18 protein-coding genes and 1 pseudogene are annotated in these 19,904 nt (G+C 53.8%); all 19 read left to right on the forward strand.

Going from position 1 to position 19,904, the window contains the following annotated elements:
- Positions 1-185: 185 nt before the first annotated feature.
- The 19 genes and pseudogenes from FHJ80_RS09925 to wecB all read left to right on the forward strand — a co-directional run bounded on the left by FHJ80_RS09925 (position 186) and on the right by wecB (position 19,879).
- Positions 186-1,505, forward strand: coding sequence for a UDP-glucose/GDP-mannose dehydrogenase family protein (locus tag FHJ80_RS09925; protein WP_139527009.1), 1,320 nt, complete (start codon positions 186-188; stop codon positions 1,503-1,505).
- A gap of 116 nt (positions 1,506-1,621) precedes the next feature.
- The gene (locus tag FHJ80_RS09930) at positions 1,622-2,398 is read left to right on the forward strand and encodes a lipopolysaccharide biosynthesis protein (protein WP_255303919.1); all 777 of its coding nucleotides are present in this window, start codon (positions 1,622-1,624) and stop codon (positions 2,396-2,398) included.
- A 41-nt stretch (positions 2,399-2,439) separates the two neighbouring features.
- Positions 2,440-3,675, forward strand: a complete 1,236-nt coding sequence (locus FHJ80_RS09935) for an O-antigen ligase family protein (RefSeq protein ID WP_139527010.1) — start codon at positions 2,440-2,442, stop codon at positions 3,673-3,675.
- The gene (locus tag FHJ80_RS09940; protein ID WP_139527011.1) at positions 3,672-4,133 is read left to right on the forward strand and encodes an oligosaccharide biosynthesis protein Alg14; all 462 of its coding nucleotides are present in this window, start codon (positions 3,672-3,674) and stop codon (positions 4,131-4,133) included. The genes FHJ80_RS09935 and FHJ80_RS09940 overlap by 4 nt, the downstream gene beginning before the upstream one ends.
- A complete protein-coding gene (locus FHJ80_RS09945) occupies positions 4,130-4,636 on the forward strand; it encodes a glycosyltransferase (RefSeq protein ID WP_139527012.1) in 507 nt (168 codons plus the stop codon). The genes FHJ80_RS09940 and FHJ80_RS09945 overlap by 4 nt, the downstream gene beginning before the upstream one ends.
- A complete protein-coding gene (locus FHJ80_RS09950; protein ID WP_139527013.1) occupies positions 4,633-5,721 on the forward strand; it encodes a glycosyltransferase family 4 protein in 1,089 nt (362 codons plus the stop codon). Before FHJ80_RS09945 ends, FHJ80_RS09950 begins: the two co-directional genes overlap by 4 nt.
- Positions 5,722-5,757: 36 nt before the next feature.
- On the forward strand, positions 5,758-7,143 hold the full coding sequence (locus tag FHJ80_RS09955) for an undecaprenyl-phosphate glucose phosphotransferase (protein ID WP_139527014.1): 1,386 nt from the start codon (positions 5,758-5,760) through the stop codon (positions 7,141-7,143).
- 95 nt (positions 7,144-7,238) lie between these two features.
- The gene (locus FHJ80_RS09960; RefSeq protein WP_139527015.1) at positions 7,239-8,492 is read left to right on the forward strand and encodes an O-antigen ligase; all 1,254 of its coding nucleotides are present in this window, start codon (positions 7,239-7,241) and stop codon (positions 8,490-8,492) included.
- Between the two features lie 259 nt (positions 8,493-8,751).
- A complete protein-coding gene (locus FHJ80_RS09965; protein WP_139527016.1) occupies positions 8,752-9,207 on the forward strand; it encodes a DVU3141 family protein in 456 nt (151 codons plus the stop codon).
- Positions 9,207-10,940, forward strand: coding sequence for a polysaccharide biosynthesis/export family protein (locus FHJ80_RS09970; protein ID WP_139527017.1), 1,734 nt, complete (start codon positions 9,207-9,209; stop codon positions 10,938-10,940). The genes FHJ80_RS09965 and FHJ80_RS09970 overlap by 1 nt, the downstream gene beginning before the upstream one ends.
- 230 nt (positions 10,941-11,170) lie before the next feature.
- Positions 11,171-11,980 carry an ABC transporter permease gene (locus tag FHJ80_RS09975; protein ID WP_139527018.1) on the forward strand — a complete coding sequence of 270 codons (810 nt, stop codon included), beginning with the start codon at positions 11,171-11,173 and terminating at the stop codon, positions 11,978-11,980.
- Positions 11,981-11,983: 3 nt separating this feature from the next.
- The gene (locus tag FHJ80_RS09980) at positions 11,984-13,081 is read left to right on the forward strand and encodes a chain-length determining protein (protein ID WP_139527019.1); all 1,098 of its coding nucleotides are present in this window, start codon (positions 11,984-11,986) and stop codon (positions 13,079-13,081) included.
- 217 nt (positions 13,082-13,298) lie between these two features.
- The gene (locus FHJ80_RS09985; RefSeq protein WP_139527020.1) at positions 13,299-14,723 is read left to right on the forward strand and encodes an MBL fold metallo-hydrolase RNA specificity domain-containing protein; all 1,425 of its coding nucleotides are present in this window, start codon (positions 13,299-13,301) and stop codon (positions 14,721-14,723) included.
- 162 nt (positions 14,724-14,885) lie between these two features.
- A pseudogene (locus FHJ80_RS17510) lies at positions 14,886-15,122 on the forward strand (four helix bundle protein).
- A 61-nt stretch (positions 15,123-15,183) separates the two neighbouring features.
- Complete coding sequence (locus FHJ80_RS09995; protein WP_074210387.1) at positions 15,184-15,852, forward strand: ABC transporter ATP-binding protein; 669 nt, start codon at positions 15,184-15,186, stop codon at positions 15,850-15,852.
- A 54-nt stretch (positions 15,853-15,906) separates the two neighbouring features.
- The gene (locus FHJ80_RS10000; protein ID WP_139527021.1) at positions 15,907-17,316 is read left to right on the forward strand and encodes a hypothetical protein; all 1,410 of its coding nucleotides are present in this window, start codon (positions 15,907-15,909) and stop codon (positions 17,314-17,316) included.
- 48 nt (positions 17,317-17,364) lie between these two features.
- On the forward strand, positions 17,365-18,435 hold the full coding sequence (locus FHJ80_RS10005) for a hypothetical protein (protein WP_139527022.1): 1,071 nt from the start codon (positions 17,365-17,367) through the stop codon (positions 18,433-18,435).
- Positions 18,432-18,731: a hypothetical protein gene (locus FHJ80_RS10010; RefSeq protein ID WP_139527023.1), complete on the forward strand. Its 300-nt coding sequence runs from the start codon at positions 18,432-18,434 to the stop codon at positions 18,729-18,731. The genes FHJ80_RS10005 and FHJ80_RS10010 overlap by 4 nt, the downstream gene beginning before the upstream one ends.
- Positions 18,732-18,751: 20 nt before the next feature.
- Positions 18,752-19,879, forward strand: a complete 1,128-nt coding sequence (gene wecB, locus FHJ80_RS10015; RefSeq protein ID WP_139527024.1) for a non-hydrolyzing UDP-N-acetylglucosamine 2-epimerase — start codon at positions 18,752-18,754, stop codon at positions 19,877-19,879.
- The last annotated feature ends 25 nt before the right edge of the window (positions 19,880-19,904 follow it).

The following is a 19,904-nucleotide window of genomic DNA, read 5'->3' on the forward strand; positions in this document are numbered from 1 at the left end:
AAATTCATCTCGCTGACGTGGGGTCTGTGTCTGACAATCAAGCAGTACAGTTGCAAAAGATGGCATAGCATTACAGCGCTGCCGATAAACGGTATGATAGCCAGCGTTTATCGCTGCCAGCCGATGTTGAAAAGACCGTGTCCGGCTGTGTTCATTAACGAACTAGGTGAGCTGATAGGGAAAGTATGAACGTAACCGTGTTTGGAACAGGCTATGTAGGGCTGGTGCAAGGAGCCGTTCTTGCGGACGTGGGTCATAACGTCGTTTGCGTGGATGTCGATGCCGAGAAAGTAGCGCGTCTTGAACAGGGCATCATTCCTATCTATGAGCCAGGGCTTGAAGCGCTCGTCAAAGAGAACTATGCAGCGGGCAGGCTGACCTTCACGACCCAGGCGGAGAAAGGCGTCAAGCACGGAGAGGTGCAGTTCATCGCCGTTGGCACCCCCCCAGACGAGGATGGCAGTGCCGATTTGCAATACGTGTTGAAGGTGGCCGAAACCATCGCAACGCATATCGAAACACCGGTGGTCATCGTCAATAAATCCACGGTACCCGTCGGCACAGCCGACAAAGTCACTGCCGTGGTGGAGCAGGTATTGGCCAACCGATCAGCGAACCTATCGTTCGATGTGGTCTCCAACCCCGAATTCCTGAAAGAGGGTAGTGCGGTAGCCGATTGCAAAAAGCCTGACCGCATCATTATCGGCACCACGAACGCTGCCAGCATCGATATCATGCGTGAGCTCTACGCGCCGTTTAACCGTAATCATGACAAAATCATCACCATGGACGTGCGCAGTGCCGAGCTGACGAAGTATGCAGCGAACTGCATGTTGGCGACGAAAATCAGCTTCATGAACGAAATGGCGAATCTCGCCGAGCGTTTGAATGCCGACATTGAAATGGTTCGTCAAGGTATCGGGAGCGATCCTCGCATTGGTTACCACTTTATTTATCCGGGCGCAGGCTATGGCGGCTCCTGCTTTCCAAAAGACGTGCAAGCGCTAATACGGACAGCCGAGAGCATTGATTTCGATGCCAAAGTGCTCAAGGCGGTCGAAGAGCGTAACCAGCTTCAAAAAAACACCCTATTCGAGAAAATATATCGTCACTTCGGCGGCGCATTAGAGGGAAAAGTCATCGCGCTATGGGGGCTTGCCTTCAAGCCAAATACCGATGACATGCGTGAAGCGCCCAGCCGTGTCGTGATGGAGTCTCTATGGCAAGCGGGTGCCAAAGTCCAAGCGTACGACCCGGAGGCAATGGAAGAAGCCCAGCGAATTTATGGCCACCATGATGACCTGACCTTATGTGGCACGAAAGAAGGTGCACTGAAAGGCGCCGACGCCTTAGTGATCGTCACAGACTGGCAATCTTTTAAAGCGCCAGATTTTAATTTAATCAAAGCAACGCTGTCTCAACCGGTGATTGTTGACGGTCGTAACTTGTTCGACCCGAAGCGCATGGTGAAAAAAGGAATTACGTACTACGGCGTTGGGCGTTAATACATAAATAATAAAGCCGGGTAGCGGAAGGAAGTGCTCGGCACGAAAGAATCAAAAAGACCGTGTGAGCATCACATCGATGCGATGAAAGCAGAGTGGGAATGAGAGGGGAAGGAATGGACTCACAAAAAGGTGTGGGCACGACACCCGAAGACATGACGCTGGTGGGATTCGTAGTGCTTCTACTAAAACAGTGGAAGGTCATGCTGGCCTGCGTCACGTGTGTCATGCTGCTGACGCTGGCGGCGCTTTGGCTGAAACCCGTCAAATATGGCTTTGCCACCATGTACGCGGTGGCCTCCTATGAAACCCTGGAGGGCGAAAGGGAAGGTCTCGAAACGCCAGAAGAGGTCATCGCAAAACTTGAAAACGTCTTCATCGAACAGCAGCGCAGGCAGCTATTGGAAGACGAAAGTGTGGAAGGAATACCGTTCGACATCGACGTGACGAATCCGAGAAATACGCTGCTGCTGCGTATCATGAGCGAATCCCAGGCGGTGCATCAGCCAATGATCGAGCGGTTCCACGAGGGGATAGTCACGTCTATCCAGCAAGACCAAGAGCAGCAGGTGGAGCGATTGACGGCAGGGCTGAATGCACAGCAGGAGGCTTACTCCCAGGCGCTTGAGGCAGCGCAAGCGTCCAACAGCGAAAACGCCCGCGAATTGGAAGCCTCGTTTTTCGAGAAAATGCTGCAGCTCGAACGTCGTATCGAGAGTATCAACCCTGGCGACGCCACCCAGCTTGCCGTACAAAGCCTCGAACCGGTGGGTATAGGTAGCTCCTTTATTTTAGCGTTCGGCGTATTGGTGGCACTGCTATTGGCGCCTTTAGCCGCCGTATTTAGCGTATTCGTCAAACAAGTGGCGGCTGCTTATCGGCGTGCCCAGTAATGAGAGGGCGTTAACGCACTCATTGCCCGCCGGAGCCAGTGATGGATATGAAACTAAAACGGTGTGTCGACTTGCTGCTGCTGAGTTTTCTCATGGCATGGCCCGTCGTCGATACGCTAAACGGCTATCTCTACTACCAGGACATGGCATGGCCGAGTATTTCTGCCCCCTATAAAACGCTAGGGTTCGTGGCGCTATTGGTCGTGCTAATGATCTACCACGTAAAGCAGTTTTTATACGCGCTGCTTTGTGCCGCGCTGATGGCCCTGTGTGTGTTCTATCAGTTGGTAAGCTACGGGCAGGCCGTCGAAAGCATTACCTGGGCCGTCAGGGGGCTACTGACGTTAGTGCTTCTGTTTTATTTGATGGGCGAGGCAAAACAAGCCACCAGTTTTTGGAGCCTGAAAAAACTGGCAGGCTTGATGTTCCTGTACTTCTTCGTCATGTCGGTGAACGTCACGCTGGGCGTACTGGGGGTCGGAGAGTCTCAATACGCTGGGGGTATTGGCGGTAAAGGCTTCATCATCGCAGGCAATGAAATGAGCTATTTGATGCTCGCATCGGCCAGTATCGTGCTCTTTCGCTTGGCCGAAACGCGGGGTGCTGCGTGTCTTGCGTTCGTGTTTAGCGTATTCCTGCTGTTTTTTCTAATGAAAGCCACCAAGGTCGCCATGCTGGGCATCTGTCTGGTGTTCGTATTTGCATTGATACACAACGGTTACTTTAAAGTAAGTCGTCTCCCCACGGTGTACCTAATCGCGTTAGTGGGCGGAGCAGCCGTCGTGGTGTTCGGGTACCCCTTCCTACAGTCGACAGGGCTTTGGGATCGAATGCTTTTCCTCTACACGCTTCACGGCGGCTTTTGGGGGGCGTTATTGAGCGGGCGGCTCTCGTTCTTGGGTGAGGCCATCGAATTGATCGTCGTGCCATTTGGATTCTGGGATGTGCTGTTCGGCGTGGGCGTCGACCATCTCTTGGCCGTTCGTGGCTCGCTCGTAGAGATAGATGTGGTCGATGTATTCATTACCTTTGGCGTGATGGGCGGGGTGCTGTTCTACTTGCCATGGCTGTTAGGAGCGGTATGGTCCGTACAGCTACTCAACCAGCAGCCAAGATATGGCATTAGCTTTGGGCTACTCATCATCACCCTCATCGGCGTCAGCCTCACAGCGGGCCATGTGGTGAACTCAGGTATTGCCTCTAGCGCGACAGCGCTATTGATCGGCTACCTCTATCGACTCAAAACAAGGTTGCCGACCTTCAAGGAGGAAGCGTGAACATTTTATTGGTAGGCTCGTTTGGTGGCCATTTCATACAACTCAAGCGCCTATACGGACAGCTTGTCCAAGAGATCGAACCCAATAGCGTCGAGTTCAGCTTTGCCAGTACGGAACCAGGCCTAACGGTCGATGGCAGACGCGCCCATTGTTGCCCGAACATTCACAGAGGGAGCGGTATCAAAGCGCTACTCTCGGCGCTGCGCCAGTCCTATGGCGTGTTGAAAGCGGCCAAGCCCGATGTCGTGGTATCCACCGGCGCACTGCCAGGCTTACTGCTCTGTTTTCTCGCCAAAATGAGTGGCAAGAAAGCCATCTGGGTGGATAGCATGGCCAATTACCAGCAGCTCTCATTTTCCGGCAAGCTGGCGCGCTACTTCTGTGACGTATGCTTGACCCAGTGGGAACATCTGGCAGCCAGCGACAAGCGGGTGAGCTACTGGGGGAAAGTTTTATGATCTTCATCACCGTTGGCACTCAGCTCCCTTTCGATCGCTTGCTGAACAACGTGGCCGATTGGCGTGAACGAAGCGGCTACTCAGGCGACATCGTTGCGCAAGTTGGCGAAGAGAGCCACTTTGCTCACCCCGATATGCAGATCGTCAAAACGCTATCGAGTGACGAGTATTACCACTGGTTTTGCCAAGCGCAGGGTATTGTCTCTCATGCCGGGATGGGCAGCATTTTGTCCTGTCTGGAACACGGTAAGCGCGGTGTGTTCATGCCCCGTCAATACGCGCTGGGCGAACACCGCAACGACCACCAGCGGGATACCGCGCGAGCGTTTACGGGCCAATACCCATCGCTGGCCTTCTGCGACGACGCCCCAGCGCTCTTCAACGCCCTCGATGCGTTGCTCAGCGCACCAACGGATGCCGAGCCGATCGAACAAACTCCACAAAACAACACGCTAGGACGGCGTATCGCCGAACACCTTGGTGTGAAAGGGCGCGCCTCATGACCCGCCTGTTGCTATGGACGAATCTCTACCCCACCAAAGCGGCCCCGCACTATGGCACCTTCGTCAAAGCGACCGAGCAGGCTTGGCGGCAAACATTGGGCAGCGATAACGTAGCGTTGGTGGCCATTCGAGAAAAGCCCACCAGCAAGCTCAGTAAAATCACACTATACGCCGATTTGCTAATGCGCTGCGCGCTGTCGCTACGCAACAAGCCAATCGGTACGCTGCTCGAGGTGCATTATCCCGTCTACTTTCTACCGCTGCTTTACTTGGTGGCGTTGATTAAACCCAAGCACTTTTATCTCGTATTGCGTTTTCACGGAACGGATCTTACGCAAATTGCCAGCTCTAGGCTGTTTCGCCGCCTGTTTGATCGTTTGAAAGATAGCGTAGACCTCTGCGTCGCACCCTCTGAGCACTTTCGCCACGAAATCAACACCCGTTTGAACGTGCCACTGTCGCGTATCATCAAAGTCTACCCCGATAGTGTGGGAGAACACTTTGCAGCGCCAGCGCGAGCCCACGGTACAGCGCCTAATGATGCCTTCATCGTGGGTTGTGTATCTCGCCTGGAGCCGGGGAAGAACTGTCGAACGTTACTAGAAGCGTTTGCCAAGCTATCGATGCCTAACAAGCGCTTGGTACTGGTGGGCGATGGCACCCAGCGATCCGCCCTGGAAAAAATGGCGCAGCAGCTCGGCGTGGCGGACATCACCACTTTCAAAGGTGCCATGCCCAGGGAGCAGTTGCCAAAGGTGTTGGCCGACTTTTCCGTTTTCGTATTTCCCTCGACGAGAGAGAGCTTTGGTTTGGTGGCTGTCGAGGCGCTCGCCTGTGGTGTTCCCGTCATTGCCAACGCCCAGCTACACGCCGCCAAGGAGTACCTGCAAGAGGGCAAGAACGGCTATTTTTATGAAGGAGGCGTGGACGAGCTGGTCGCGGCCATCGAGACCTTTCATGCCCAGCCCGAAGCGGTGCGGGCAGCATTGAGTGAGCAAGCCCAAAGCGTGCGTCATCGGTTTAGCGACCAGCGGGTCTTCACCCAAGGGGTGAACGATATTTTGAATCAGCAGAAAAGCGAATGAACATGTCGATGAATGGATTCGAAACGGGTGGCTGCAATGGGTAAGCCAAAAACCATGACCTTTTCAGAGCGTTTTCCGCCCCAGGTGGTTTTTCCCTTTTTTGACGTACTCGCCATTTTTGCAGGCGGATGGTTAGCGCACTGGCTGCGATTTGGGTCGCTCCACCTGCACGAACGGTACGTGCTGGCCTTGATCTGTATTGGCCTGCTAGTGTTGGTCATCAACAGTATGTCCGGCAGCTACCGTCGCTGGCGGATAACGCCCGTCGGGCAGATGCTAGGCAAATTGCTGCTGGTGTGGATAGCGGTAGGCATTACCGCCACGTCGCTCATTTACTTTTCTCACTCCGCCAGCCGCTACTCTCGGCTCTGGATTGGTCTCACGCTAGTCATCTCGTTTTCGGTGGCAGGCGGTGCGCGTTTGCTAGTTCAGCTTGCCTTGCAGCACGTTCGGCTAAGGGGAGGCGCGCGGCGTCCGGTGTTTTTGATCGGTCCGGCCAGTAACGTATTGAGTGTGGCGGAAGGCATTCGTAGTGCCGCTTGGGAAGGGCACACCATTGCCGGGGTGGAGCGAATCAAAGGGCAGGTCAACGACGAGTGTATCAAGCGCATCGTACGGCGTATTAGCCGCTCGAATGCCCGCGAGGTATGGATTTGCGTACCGTTCGAGATGGGGCAAATCGTGCGGTCGCTGTTTTTTGCGCTGCGCAACCATACGGCAGAAGTGCGCTTCATTCCGGCGTTCGAAGATATGCACCTGCTCAATCACCGCATGAGTGAAGTGGCCGGGCATTACGCGATCGATTTGAGCGTATCGCCCATGAGCGGCATGTCGCGCTTCGTGAAACGCAGTGAAGACATCATTATCGGTTCGCTCATCTCGATCATGATCCTGCCGGTATGCTTGGGCATAGCGCTGGCCATCAAGCTCACCTCACCAGGGCCGGTTCTGTTCAAGCAGCACCGGGAGGGCTCAAACGGGCGTCGCTTCAAAGTCTATAAGTTTCGCTCGATGCACGTTCACCAAGAAGAGGCCGGTAAAGTGACCCAAGCCAAAAAGAACGATAGCCGCATCACGCCCATTGGTGCCTTTTTAAGGCGCACGTCGCTGGATGAACTGCCGCAATTTTACAACGTGCTACAAGGAAGAATGTCCATCGTGGGGCCACGCCCGCACGCACTGGCCCATAACGAGCAGTACAAAGAGCTGGTGGAGTCTTACATGCGCCGCCACAAAGTGAAGCCGGGCATTACCGGCTGGGCGCAGGTCAATGGTTTGCGAGGCGAAACCGACACCGTGCAAAAAATGCAGCGGCGGGTCGAGTTCGACCTGTGGTACATCGACAACTGGTCACTTTGGCTGGATTTGAAGATCATCGTGCTCACCGTTTTCAAAGGGTTCATCAACAAAAACGCCTATTAGTCGCCCAACAGAGCGTTAGTGGGGTGTGGTAACATGGCACTTTTCAGGCACTTGCCTGACTAACGTGCTTCTTCGTTGCCAGGACCGGTATTTCAATGACGTTCCCTCCCCACGCTACTACCCGTAGCACCAGCGAGCTTCCTCATCAGTTGACGGGTGTGGCGGTTTTCTTGCTCACGGCGGTGAGCCTGGCCATCCCCAGTGGTTACTCCATCGGTGCCGTCATACTACTCCTCGCAGGCGTGGGGCTGATCCTCACTCGTCGCGTTCCCGTATTGAGCAAGCAAGACGGCTGGGTCATTGCGGCGCTGGTGGCGTACGCGTTGGTGAGCATGCTGGAAGCCTGGTGGGATGGCCAAGGCAGCCGAGGGTTCGATAAGCCGAGCCGCTTCATTTTGGCCATTCCTGCCTTGTTGTGGGTACTGCGCTATCCGCCCAAGCTCGCTTATGTATGGGGCGGCATAGCGCTGGGCGCCATCAGCGCAGGCACTTGGGGCGGCTGGCAAAAAATAGTCGAAGGTGTGGGGCGTGCCCAGGGCCACACACACGTGATTCAGTTTGGCAATCTCAGCATGTTGCTAGGCGTTTTATGCATGGCCGGGCTTGGGTGGGCCGTGGTGCAGCGCCATCGTGGCGTGTGGGTGGCCCTGCTGCTAGCGGGCGCGGTAGGCGGTGTATTGGGTTCACTGTTCTCGGGCAGCCGTGGCGGGTGGGTAGGCTTTCCTATCGTACTGTTAGTGCTCTATCGGGCCTACGGAACACAGCTCTCTACGTCATGGAAGGTAGCGGCCATGTCTGCCGTCTTGGTAGGCGGGTTAACGGTGTATGCCGTACCGCAAATGGGCGTGCAAGCGCGTGTACACCAAGCCTTTAACGATGTGGCGCTGTACGTTTCCGGTGAAAACCGCTCCACCTCGGTAGGCTCGCGGTTCGAAATGTGGCGCGGTGCTGCCCAGCTCATTCAAGAAAAACCGCTCATTGGTTGGGGCAGCAACGGCTATGCCGATGCGATGGCCGACTTGGGTGAGGCAGGCGTGATCAGTGCCGAAGCCGCTCGATACGGGCACGCCCATAACGAGTTTATCGACGCGTTTGCCAAGCGAGGATTACTGGGGTTAGCCGCGCTGCTGGCGCTCTATCTTGTGCCCATGCGCCTGTTTGCACGGCACTTACAAGCCAGCCACCTAACCACGCGGGCCGTGGCTACCGCCGGGGTGCTGCTCCCCGTCACGTTCATGGATTTTGGACTAACGCAGGTCTTCATGGAGCACAACAGTGGCGTCATGATGTACGCCTTCATGCTTGCGGTGCTATGGGGTATCTACTCTCAGCGTATTAAAGAAGGCTAACGAATTGTTTTAACGATATAAAAAAATCGGCTCTCGAGCCGATTTTTTTATTGTACGCCGCCTAATGCACATCATGCTAAATAGAGTTAATTTTCTGTACAAGCCTTGTCAACGTAGAGCCCCAGCGGTTAATCCCTTACAATGCTGGGTGCTTTTTTGATAGCGCCGGTTCACCACATTTCATCCGCACAGCGTAGGGCAAGGGAATGCGCCCGTTATAATCCCTGGGCGGTAGCGTGCCTTTTTATTGGAAATCATCATGTCAAACTCCTTCATTTTCATAGCGCGGCCAGCTCGCATGCTGTTGGCCGCCTTGAGCGTTGCCGTCGTTAGCGGCTGCGCTACCTACCCGAGCGGCAACCAGCAGCAGGTGCAGTACGTGCTTGGTAACGACACCGCCAAGCCGCTGCAAAATGAAAACCTCAACGGCTTTCTCGCACAAGCGCCTGCCGGTGCCGTGCTCAACCTAGTACAAAGCCCCTGGGGCGATAACGTCGAGATCGTGGCCGATGCGCCCTATTTGGCCGCCAGTGGTCGCGAATGCCGCAAACTGCGGGTCATCGAGCAGGGTAGCGGTGCTGCCCGTACCGCGCTGACCTGCGCGACCCCCAACGGTTGGGTAAATCAGCGCATGCTGCTGCCAGAAAGCCAGCAGGGCGCGATGTCGCTCTCGCCAACGACGCATTCCCCAGGAACTACACAAGGGCGCTATTAATGAGCTTGCAACGCGTAATGAAACGGCTTTCCCTCACGCGCCCCGTAGCGGTGTTATCACTGGCCCTATTGGGCACTGCCGCCAGCAGCGTTAGCTGGGCGCAGAGCATAAGCCTACCCAATACCATCCTGCCGGAAGACCAGGCCAGCCAGCAGCAAGTAGAGCCTCCGGTGAACGACACTCCCCGCGCCGACTGGCGTAGCGGTACCTATGGCCCGGTGGCGAACCAGCCCCAGCAAAACCCCGATGCGCTGCCCCCCTTTGGGGCCAACCTCTTTACCGGTGGCTTTCGTGGGGCGATGGGGGACGGCCTAAATGCCGATTACCAAGTCAAACCCGGCGACCAGATCACCGTGCGTGCCTGGGGGGCGTTCGAGTTCGACCGTGTACTGCCGGTGGATGCCCAGGGCAACATCTTCATCCCAGGCTCCGGCCCGCTGAATGTAGAAGGCCAAAACAGCCAGCAGGTGGATAGCCGCGTGCGCGGTGCCATTACATCGGTCTACCCCGATAACGTGCAGGTGTATACCAACGTGCAGGGCGTGCAGCCGGTGGCGGTGTTCGTCACAGGCTACGTGGAAAACCCAGGCCGCTACGCGGGCACGCCCAACGACTCCGTGCTCTACTTCCTCGATCAAGCGGGCGGTATCGACCAAGACCTCGGCAGCTACCGCCAAATCCGCGTGATGCGTAATAACCAAACCGTGGCCACGGTGGATCTCTACGACTTCCTGATCAACGGAAGCATCGCGCGCCCGCAGTTTCAGGATGGCGACACCATCGTAGTGGAAGAGCGCGGCCCGGCCATTGCCGTAGTGGGCGATGTGCACCGGGAACACCGCTACGAGCTAGTGGGTAACCAGCTAAGCGGTGCCGAGCTGGTAGAGCTTGCCCGTTTAAGAAGCGGCGTGTCTCACGTGTTACTGCGCGGCGACCGTGCCGACGGCCCCATGGCGCAATACTTCCCGCTGAACGAGTTTTATAGCCAGACCATTCGCAGCGGCGATGAAGTGGCGTTCAGCGCCGACCAGCGCAGCGAAACCATCGTGGTTGAAATCGAAGGCAGCTACTACGGCCCATCCCGCTTTGCGCTCCCTCGCGATGCCCGCTTGAGCGAACTGCTGGACGCCATCCCCGTGCCGGAAAACATGACTGCCGTGGAAAGCATTTCACTGCAGCGTGAAAGCGTGAAACAGCAGCAACAGCAATCCATGGAAGACAGCCTGCGCCGCCTGGAAACCACCTATCTCAGCGCCCAATCCAGCACCAACGAAGAAGCGCAGATTCGTGCCCAAGAAGCCGAGCTGATTCAAAACTTCGTGCAGCGCGCCCGCGAGCTAGAGCCCAGCGGCCGCTTGGTAGTGGCCTACAACGACCACATTGCGGATATTCGCCTGCAGGATGGCGATGTGATCACCATTCCGGAAATCAGCGACTCTATCCTCATAAGTGGTGAAGTACTGGTGCCGCAAGCGGCGGTATACCGCCCCGGCATGAGCGTGATCGACTACATTGAAAGCGCTGGCGGCTTTACCCAACGCGCCGACGACGACCACATCCTGCTGGTTCGCCAAAACGGCGCGGTGGAAAACGCCCGCAACACGCCGCTGCGCCCGGGGGATGAAATCCTCGTGATGCCCGAAGCCCCCACCCACAACCTGCAGCTAGCCGCCACGCTCACGCAAATCCTCTACCAAGTGGCCGTCGCCACCCGCGTGGCAGTGGATCTGTGATGGGTGGTTGGTAAATAGTGAATAGTAAGTGGTGAGTAGTGAAGGCAGTACCTCGTAGCGCGGCGTAACGACTGAGCGAGAGCAACGAGCGAAAGAGGCACCGCAGCGGCGGCCCGGCCCGAAGGGCGGCGCCAGCCGCCCTAACGCCGCCGCTAAATGCGATATTACTGACCAGTGCGATAACGCCATCCAACAGATTTCATCACGCTCTTTTCAAAAGAAACGGCATCATGAATAACACACACAGCGCCCCGAAAGGGGCGCGCTCCTCTTGGCAAGTCACCCGCAGCGTGTGGTACGCCATGTTCATGCGGGAAGCGCTTTCCCGCACGATGGGTGACCGCATGGGTTGGTTCTGGATGATTTTCGAACCCTTTGCGCTTGTGGCCATCATGGTGGGGATTCGCAGTTTTGTAAGTGGCGATAATCTAATTGCAAACGCGCCGTTCATCCCATGGATGATCGTAGGAATGATGGGCTTTTTTTTAATGCGAGAAGGAATGATCCGCGGTATGGGGGCCATTGAGGCCAACAGTGCATTGTTTGCTTATCGCCAAGTACAGCCTATAGACCCAGTATTAGTGCGCAATTTTCTAGAAGGCGCATTACGCAGTTTTATTTTCCTCATATTTATTGGTGGGGGGCTGCTACTGGGTTTGGATATGTATCCTGATAATGCTATTAGAGCAATGGCTGCCTGGCTGTCGCTCGGGTTTTTTGGCCTGGGTCTAGGGCTGGTTACGTCAGTATCTGCAACGATGGTGCCTGAGGTCGGTAAGGTCATTCGTATGCTATCCCTGCCTTTAATGCTTGTTTCAGGAGCTATATTTCCATTGAACCAGTTACCACATTGGCTGCTTGAGTATTTAATGTTAAACCCTATGCCGCATGGCTTAGAAACTTTGAGGTTAGGTTTTTTCGAAAATTATCAAGTTATCCATGGTACAAGCATGACTTACTTTTGGATGATAACTCTTATTTTAAACGCTTTGGGACTGCTGATGCATCTCCGTTTCGTTGATCGGTTAAAGGCTAAATAACCCATGCACGTATCATTTACTCGTTTTATCAAGCAGTCGCCACAGTGGGCATTTGCCTTTATCGCTATCTTGCTCGTTAGTTTTTACTGGTTTGTGTGGGCTGAAGATCGCTACGTCTCCCGCGCCACCGTAGTGCTCGAAAGTCCTCAGGTCGCCACGCCAGAATTTAGCCTGTCATCCTTGATGGGGGGCGGGGCAGGTAACACCGCTGACCTATTGCTATTGCGTGAGCATTTACTTTCGGTAGATATGCTGCGCCTACTAGACGAGCAGCTCGGCATTCGCGAACACTACAGCGAACACGGCGATTTCTTCGCGAAGCTGCGCGACCCCAACGTACCCATCGAAGACTTGCACGAGTACTACCTGCGCCGGGTAGAGGTCGAGCTAGACGAGTACGCAGGGGTGCTGAACATTCGTGTGCAGGGCTACACCCCCGAGTTTGCTCACGACATGGCATCGCTGCTGCTAGAAGCCGGCGAAAATCACATGAACGAAATGGGCCATCGTCTAGCCGATGAACAAGTGCATTTCTTGGAACGGCAAATGGTGCGGCTAGAAGAGCGCTTTGAAGAAACCCGCGCCCAACTGCTCGAATTCCAGAACGAATACGGCCTGGTATCGCCCACCGCCACGGTAGAGAGCATCAACCAAGTCGTGGCCACGCTAGAAGGCGATTTAGCCCGTTTGCAGGCCCAGCGCAACGCCCTGGCCAGCTTCCAAAGCTCCCAGTCTGCCGAATTGCGCCAAGTAGAGCGTAGCATTGCAGCACTACGCGACCAAATCACCGAGCAGCGCGACCGCCTAGCGCAGGCCACCGGTAACTCGCTCAACCGGGTGTCGGCAGAATATGAAACCCTAGAGCTGCAAGCGCAGTTCGCCCAAGAGACCTACTCCAGCGCCCTGGCCGCTCTGGAAAACACCCGCTTAGAGGCTGCCCGCCAGCTCAAACAGGTCAGCGTGCTACAAAGCCCGCTGATGCCGGAATACCCCACAGAGCCCAACCGCCTCTACAACAGCAGCGTCTTCGCCATTATCACCATCTTCCTAGCGTTCATCCTCAGCATGCTCATCATGATCGTTAAAGACCACCGCGATTAGGATGGTGGGTGAGTGGTGAGTTGTTAATGGTGAGTAGTGAGTGGTGAGTGGTGAAGGGAGCCGCCACCCCTTAGCGCGGCGTAACGAAAGAGCGAGAGCAACGAGCGAAAGAGGCACCCGCGGAGGGCGGCGTTAGCCGCCCCGATAACGCCACCACACGCCAAAACGCCTCATCGCCTAAAGAAAGCACGCTGAAAAAAGCACGAAAAGGAATTCAATGCTCAACATCACCCACCACGGCGGAGCCAAGGGCGTAACGGGAAGCTGCCACCAGCTCACCCTCGATAGCGAACACTCACTGCTCATCGACTGCGGGCTATTCCAAGGCGAAGACGCAACAGAAGACGCATTCGATCAGCTACAAATCGATTTCGATATCAGCACCGTCAAAGCGCTGATCATCACCCATGTACACATTGATCACGTAGGCCGCTTGCCTTACCTACTGGCGGCCGGGTTCAAAGGGCCGATCATCTGCTCCATTCCCTCGGCCAAACTGCTGCCCCTGGTGATTGAAGACGCCCTAAAAATCGGCTTCACCCGCAACGCCCAACTCATAGAGCGTTTCCAGCAACAGCTAGAAAGTCAAATCGTCAGCGTGCCCTACGGCAAATGGCACACCGTGGTCGGAAAATCCGAAGAAGGCAGCATCACCACACGGGTAAAGCTCAAGCGGGCAGGGCACATTCTGGGTTCCAGCTACGTAGAAGTCGCCTACCAACACTCCAATTCTGAAAAGGAACGGGTCATCTTCAGCGGAGATTTGGGCGCGCCCTACGCACCGCTACTCCCCGCACCTAAATCCCCCTACGGCTGCGAACAGCTAGTGCTAGAAAGCACCTACGGCGACCGAAACCACCCCGACCGCCGCCAGCGCCGCGCCACTTTAAAACATGCCATCGAGCAAGCACTCACTAACGGCGGCACAGTCATGGTGCCCGCCTTCAGCATAGGCCGCACCCAAGAGCTACTCTACGAGCTGGAAGGCATCATTTATGAAGCCGAGCGCAACGCCAAACGCGGCTTACCCAAAAGCCAGCGGCAAGCGCTAGAAATCATTGTCGATTCACCGCTCGCCGCCCGCTTTACCCAGGTGTACCGCCAGCTAAAACCCTACTGGGACAAAGAAGCCCAGCGCCGCCTACGCAGCGGCCGTCACCCGCTCAACTTCGATAACCTCTACACAGTAGAAAACCACGACGCCCACGAGCAAACGGTAACGTATTTAGCCAACACAGGCCGCCCTGCCGTGGTGATCGCCGCCAGCGGCATGTGTGCAGGTGGGCGCATCATGAACTACCTAAAAGCCATGCTAGGCGATGAGCGTCACCAAGTACTATTCGTAGGCTACCAAGGCGCAGGCACCCCAGGCCGCGCCATTCAGCAGTACGGCCCCCAAGGCGGTTGGGTAAAAATAGACGGCCAGCGAATTGATATCAAAGCAGGCGTCACCTCCATCAGCGGCTACTCCGCCCACGCCGACCAAAAAGGCCTGCTCAACTTCGTCAAACGCATGCGCCGCTGGCCCCATACCATTCATCTAGTTCACGGCGAACAAACCGCTCGCAGCGCACTCAAACGTGAGCTGGAAGCGATGTATGCGCGTAAAGGAAGGGGAGTGAGAGTGGTGAATGGTGAGTAGTTTTTGGTGAACAGTGAGTGGCGAGTAGTGAGTGATCTGGGGAGGTGGGATGAGGAAGCATCAAGAGTTGAGGGTTTGGCAGCAAACGATGGACCTTGTCGAACATGGATACACACTCACCAAAACCTTCCCCGATGATGAAAATACGGCCTCACCAGCCAAATGCGAAGATGTGCTGTCTCAGTTCCGAGCAATATTGCAGAAGGGGCGGCAAGAGGAAGCACCCAAGAATTCATCCGCTTTTTGTATATATCTTAAGGTTCTTTAAGCGAACTGGAGACCCAAGTGCTTATTGCCCAACGTCTCAAATATTTACAAGATATATCAGCCACCATGGCATCCATTACCCAAGCATCTGCCCAGCTAGGTGGACTCATCAAACATTTAAAGAATCGGTGAAATCGATGCCGCCCACGAACGTCCCATTCACCATTCACTTCTCACATTTCTCCAACCCAAAATGATCGAAATCAAGAACCTCTACAAGCGCTACCACAACCACCACGGTAGTGACTGGGTGCTCAAAGACATCAACCTCACTATACCCACCGGGGTGAGCGTAGGCCTGATTGGCCGCAACGGTGCCGGTAAATCAACACTGCTGCGCCTTATTGCAGGAATGGATACACCAGAGCGTGGCGAGGTGATACGCCACAGCCGGGTCTCTTGGCCAGTAGGGCTAGCAGGCGGCATGCAAAACAACATGACAGGCCGCCAAAACGTCAAATTTGTAGCGCGAACACAAGGCTGTGGCCCCGAAGAAGTAAAACGGGTAATAGCGTTTGTGCAAGATTTTGCAGAGATCGGTGAAGCGTTCAATGAACCAGTACGTACGTATTCATCAGGTATGCGTTCAAGGCTTTCGTTTGGCCTCTCACTAGCGTTTGATTTCGATGTTTATATCTCAGATGAAGCTACGGCGGTAGGGGATCGAGCATTTAAAGCAAAAGCGCAAAACCTATTTAAATCAAAAGTCGGGCAATCGTCGCTGATTATTGTTTCTCACTCTGAGGGGATTCTCAAAGAGCTATGTCAAGTAGGCGTTTATATCAAGGACGGGCAAGCGCTTTGGTTTGATAACATTAATGAAGCGATAGAGTCTTACCACAATGATGTGGATAAAAAATAAATTCATCGTTGCTATCTAAATTGCATAAATGCCAAGGTATAGAGGAATGTGTCAGTGAATAGAATTGCCATTGTCGGCCATCCGTCTTCGGATTACATGGACGTAGAAGCACTGCTAAAAAAATATGGTATGGCAGAGGCAGTCCCTTCCAGAAGGGAGGGCATGACTGTTCACGATATTGAAGTCTCACTTTTTAAAGCCCATAACGCCATTAATGTTGAGCAGGCTCAAGCCGAGGCAGAATTATGCCAGTTAACGCCCAGTGCTGTATGGCAAGAGCTGGCTCTGGATTTTTTGTTAGGCAATATAGAGCAGAAGGGCGTATGGGGCTGGGCCTCACATAACACACTACCCCTGCTGAATATGTGGCATAAGGTAGATGAACAAACAGCTTTTCTGTTGGTTTACCAGCACCCTGCCACTGCTTTACAAAATGCATTAGATCGCAATGAGGATATCTCACCAACCGAGGTGCTCAATAACTGGGCGGCCTACCATGGTGCATTGTTAGCCTTTTACCTGCGCCACCCTGAGCGAAGCTTTCTGGTTCACACTCAGCAATTCCTTAGCAAGCCTCAAGAGGTACTCAAAGCGCTACCAGGGCTTTCAGCTAACCCAACAGAAGATGCCGTCGCAGCCGCTAAGGCCAGCCCATTAACGGCTGTACTGCACTCTCTGGAAGGCTGTGAGCAGGCTGAGGCCGCATACTTAGATGCAGAGCCATTAGCACGCCTTCTAAGCGAGCAGATGGTGGAAAAGCATCCAGCACTTTCCCTCTTTGAAGAGTTACAGGCGAGTGCCACTCAGCCAGGTGAAATTAACGGTGGAATTGCAAGTGAGGATGCTTGGCAACACTTTATGAAACAGCGAGCTGCATTGCTGAATACGCTAACGAAATTGCAGCAGACACTGGAAAAAGAAAGCGCTAAGAATGCTACTTTAAAGCGCGAAAACGAGGAGTTGAAAAAAGCACCGCCTACTCCAGCTGTTGCGGCTGTCGATACTACTGAGCTACAGCAAGAAAACAGCATGCTGCTAGAGCAGTTGCATGTAGTTCAGGAAGAGTTAGAAAAGCTGTACAGCCAAGGTGGAACAAAAGCCGCAGCAATTTCAGAAAGTGGACCTTATTACGGTGCCGACCAGCGTATCAAGCGCCAACTCACTTACCGGTTAGGCGCAGTGGTGGTGAATAGCCACAGTTTAAAAGACTTTATCTGTCTACCCCTGGCGCTAAAGCGCGAATATGCTGCTTATCAGAAAGATATAAAAGCCCGCAAAAAAGAAAAATTGCCACCTATTTCTCAGTATGCAGATGCTCACAAAGCAGAACAGGTGAAGCGGCACCTTTCTTATCGCTTGGGACAAGTGATTATGGATAATGCAGGTTCCCCTATGGGGTGGTTGAAGCTGCCGATGGCATTAAGCCAAGAAACTAAGGCCTTTCGTAAAGAACGTCAGCGTTAATCATCTATACCATTTTGCCAATAACACCAATACCTTAGCGAGCACTCTATGACGGATGCGCCTAATTCCATTCAAACCAACTCTTCACAGCCTGCGCTTGGCCAACATACGCTGATGCTGGTGCAATGGTTAAGTGCCCTCCACAGCATAAAGCCATTGCCACAATTAACGCTATTAGGGGCAGGCAATGGCTATAGCGAGGTACTCAACTGGGCAGCTGAGCATGCTATAGAGAACGTAAGCTTGGTAGAGGCTAGCCAGCAGCTATTTAACCAATTAAGCGCTAAATGGCAGGCAGCGCAGCCGCAATGGAAGTTGCACAATTTGGTGATGGATGCCGGGGTGGATAAAGCTGATACGTTTTATTTAGCCAGCAACTCCACCGAAAGCGGTTTGCTGGCACCTATAACATTTACTCCTCTATGGCCGAACATCACAGAAAAAGAGAGCCAACCATGTGAACCTGTCAGCTTGACTGAGTGGGCAAGTACACACTGGCGAAGCTCAGGGCAGTGGCTCTTTATTAACTATTTTTGTGAAGTCAGCTTATTAGCTACTCAGGCCGCTGTATTTGAGAAAGTCGACGTACTAAGGTTGCGTGTAAGTACTGAAAAATCAGTACCCCAAGCTATAACTGCATCTGAATGGGAACCTGCTTTGAAGCAAGCAGGTTTTCGCATCATCAGCCGTGAGAGTGAGCGTCATCCAGGCATTGAGCGCTGGCTGTGTGTTAAGGATCTTAACAACGGGTCTTCTGCCGTTAAAGCAGAGCTTGCTCAAACAAAAGCTGAGTTTGAGCAGGTAAAAGAGAAACTTGAAAATACTCATAATTGGTTCATGAACCGTAAGAAGCAAGCGCTGGAGTATGAAAAGCAACTGGCTGTTAAAGAAGACGAATTAAAAGCAACGAAAATTGAACTGGCGCAAGCGCGGCAGCAAATGGCGCAAATGAAGTTGTTAAGAGAGTCAGTTGATCAATTAATACAGAAAATGACGCAAGGGTTTACAATTCAAAGCGAGCAGCGTCAACAGTCAACAAACGCATTAGGAAAACACATTACCCAAATGCTTCAACCTTTCCAAGCGCAATCCGAAAATGAGGAAAAGGATAACCTATGAGCGCACAGCCTCTTGTGGTCAAGCAGGCCATGCAAGCATTTCGGCAAGGGAATTATGCCGCTGCCAAAGTGCTTTACCAAAAAGCCGCTAAACAGTACGGCGCGCACTTATTTAAAGCCAATCTCTCCCTGTGTGATAAATACGCTGGCAACGGTTCAAAACAGCTAGCCGTGATGCCTGAAAGCATGACAGGGCAAGCGGATCAGGCACAGCGCCAACTACAGGAAACTCAGCAACTTCTTGAGCACTATTACCAGCGTTGCCAGGAACTTGAGTACCAACGATTAGAGCGTTGATTAACAGCTAAGGTAACAGAATGAAAGTATTGACCGTATTTGGCACTCGCCCCGAAGCGATTAAAATGGCACCGCTGGCGCTCCAATTAGCCGCCGATGAGCGTTTTGACGCTAAAGTATGCGTAACGGCACAGCACCGAGAAATGCTGGATCAGGTGTTGTCTTTATTCGAGCTAGCACCCGATTTTGACCTGAACATCATGAAACCGGGTCAAGACCTAAACGATGTTACATGCGGCATTCTGCAAGGTCTCAAGGGTGTTTTTGAAGAATTCAAACCCGATATCGTGCTGGTTCATGGCGATACTGCGACCACCTTTGCCACCACCCTGGCGGCGTACTATCAGCAAATCCCTGTTGGTCACGTAGAAGCAGGCCTGCGTACCGGTAACCTATACTCGCCTTGGCCGGAAGAGGGCAACCGTAAACTCACTGGGGCATTGGCAAAACTGCACTTTGCCCCCACCGAAACCTCTCAACAAAACCTGTTGAACGAAGGCATCGCACCAGCGGACATTCATGTAACAGGCAATACCGTCATCGATGCACTGTTGGATGTTGCTCATAAGCTGGATACGAATCAGGCACTGGCTCAAGAGCAGACTGCACACTTTCCCATGTTGCAGGCAGGCAAGCGCTTGATACTAGTTACAGGCCACCGCCGCGAAAGCTTTGGCGGCGGTTTCGAACGTATTTGCCAAGCACTGGCAGATACCGCAAAAGCGCACCCCGATACGCAGATTCTCTACCCGGTTCACTTGAACCCGAATGTACGCGAGCCAGTGAATCGCTTGTTGGCAGGCATTGATAACGTCCACCTTATCGAACCTCAAGACTACCTGCCGTTCGTCTACTTGATGAATCGCGCCCACATCATTCTGACGGATTCCGGTGGTATTCAAGAAGAGGCTCCATCTTTAGGTAAGCCCGTGTTGGTAATGCGCGATACCACCGAACGCCCAGAAGCGGTTTCTGCTGGTACCGTAAAGCTGGTGGGCACCAATGCTTCTACCATCACTGAGGAACTGACCCGCCTGCTAACAGATGAAGCAGCTTACAACGCCATGAGTTATGCCCATAACCCCTACGGCGATGGCACTGCCTGCGAACGTATTCGCAACGTGTTAAGTGAGTGGAAACAGTCATAGGCGAGTATCCAATACTCGTCACTAA

The organism is Halomonas sp. BL6 (assembly GCF_006228115.1).
In the GTDB taxonomy this organism is placed as follows: Bacteria; Pseudomonadota; Gammaproteobacteria; order Pseudomonadales; family Halomonadaceae; genus Vreelandella; species Vreelandella piezotolerans.

Excerpts from the sequence above, each read along its gene's own strand:
- wecB (WP_139527024.1), top strand. The coding sequence starts at position 18,752 with ATGAAAGTATTGACCGTATTTGGCACTCGCCCCGAAGCGATTAAAATG.
- FHJ80_RS09995 (WP_074210387.1), top strand. The coding sequence starts at position 15,184 with ATGATCGAAATCAAGAACCTCTACAAGCGCTACCACAACCACCACGGT.
- FHJ80_RS10010 (WP_139527023.1), top strand. The coding sequence starts at position 18,432 with ATGAGCGCACAGCCTCTTGTGGTCAAGCAGGCCATGCAAGCATTTCGG.
- FHJ80_RS09930 (WP_255303919.1), top strand. The coding sequence starts at position 1,622 with ATGGACTCACAAAAAGGTGTGGGCACGACACCCGAAGACATGACGCTG.
- FHJ80_RS09960 (WP_139527015.1), top strand. The coding sequence starts at position 7,239 with ATGACGTTCCCTCCCCACGCTACTACCCGTAGCACCAGCGAGCTTCCT.
- FHJ80_RS10005 (WP_139527022.1), top strand. The coding sequence starts at position 17,365 with ATGACGGATGCGCCTAATTCCATTCAAACCAACTCTTCACAGCCTGCG.
- FHJ80_RS09975 (WP_139527018.1), top strand. The coding sequence starts at position 11,171 with ATGAATAACACACACAGCGCCCCGAAAGGGGCGCGCTCCTCTTGGCAA.
- FHJ80_RS09980 (WP_139527019.1), top strand. The coding sequence starts at position 11,984 with ATGCACGTATCATTTACTCGTTTTATCAAGCAGTCGCCACAGTGGGCA.
- FHJ80_RS09925 (WP_139527009.1), top strand. The coding sequence starts at position 186 with ATGAACGTAACCGTGTTTGGAACAGGCTATGTAGGGCTGGTGCAAGGA.
- FHJ80_RS09985 (WP_139527020.1), top strand. The coding sequence starts at position 13,299 with ATGCTCAACATCACCCACCACGGCGGAGCCAAGGGCGTAACGGGAAGC.
- FHJ80_RS09945 (WP_139527012.1), top strand. The coding sequence starts at position 4,130 with ATGATCTTCATCACCGTTGGCACTCAGCTCCCTTTCGATCGCTTGCTG.
- FHJ80_RS09965 (WP_139527016.1), top strand. The coding sequence starts at position 8,752 with ATGTCAAACTCCTTCATTTTCATAGCGCGGCCAGCTCGCATGCTGTTG.
- FHJ80_RS09950 (WP_139527013.1), top strand. The coding sequence starts at position 4,633 with ATGACCCGCCTGTTGCTATGGACGAATCTCTACCCCACCAAAGCGGCC.
- FHJ80_RS09935 (WP_139527010.1), top strand. The coding sequence starts at position 2,440 with ATGGATATGAAACTAAAACGGTGTGTCGACTTGCTGCTGCTGAGTTTT.
- FHJ80_RS09970 (WP_139527017.1), top strand. The coding sequence starts at position 9,207 with ATGAGCTTGCAACGCGTAATGAAACGGCTTTCCCTCACGCGCCCCGTA.
- FHJ80_RS09955 (WP_139527014.1), top strand. The coding sequence starts at position 5,758 with ATGGGTAAGCCAAAAACCATGACCTTTTCAGAGCGTTTTCCGCCCCAG.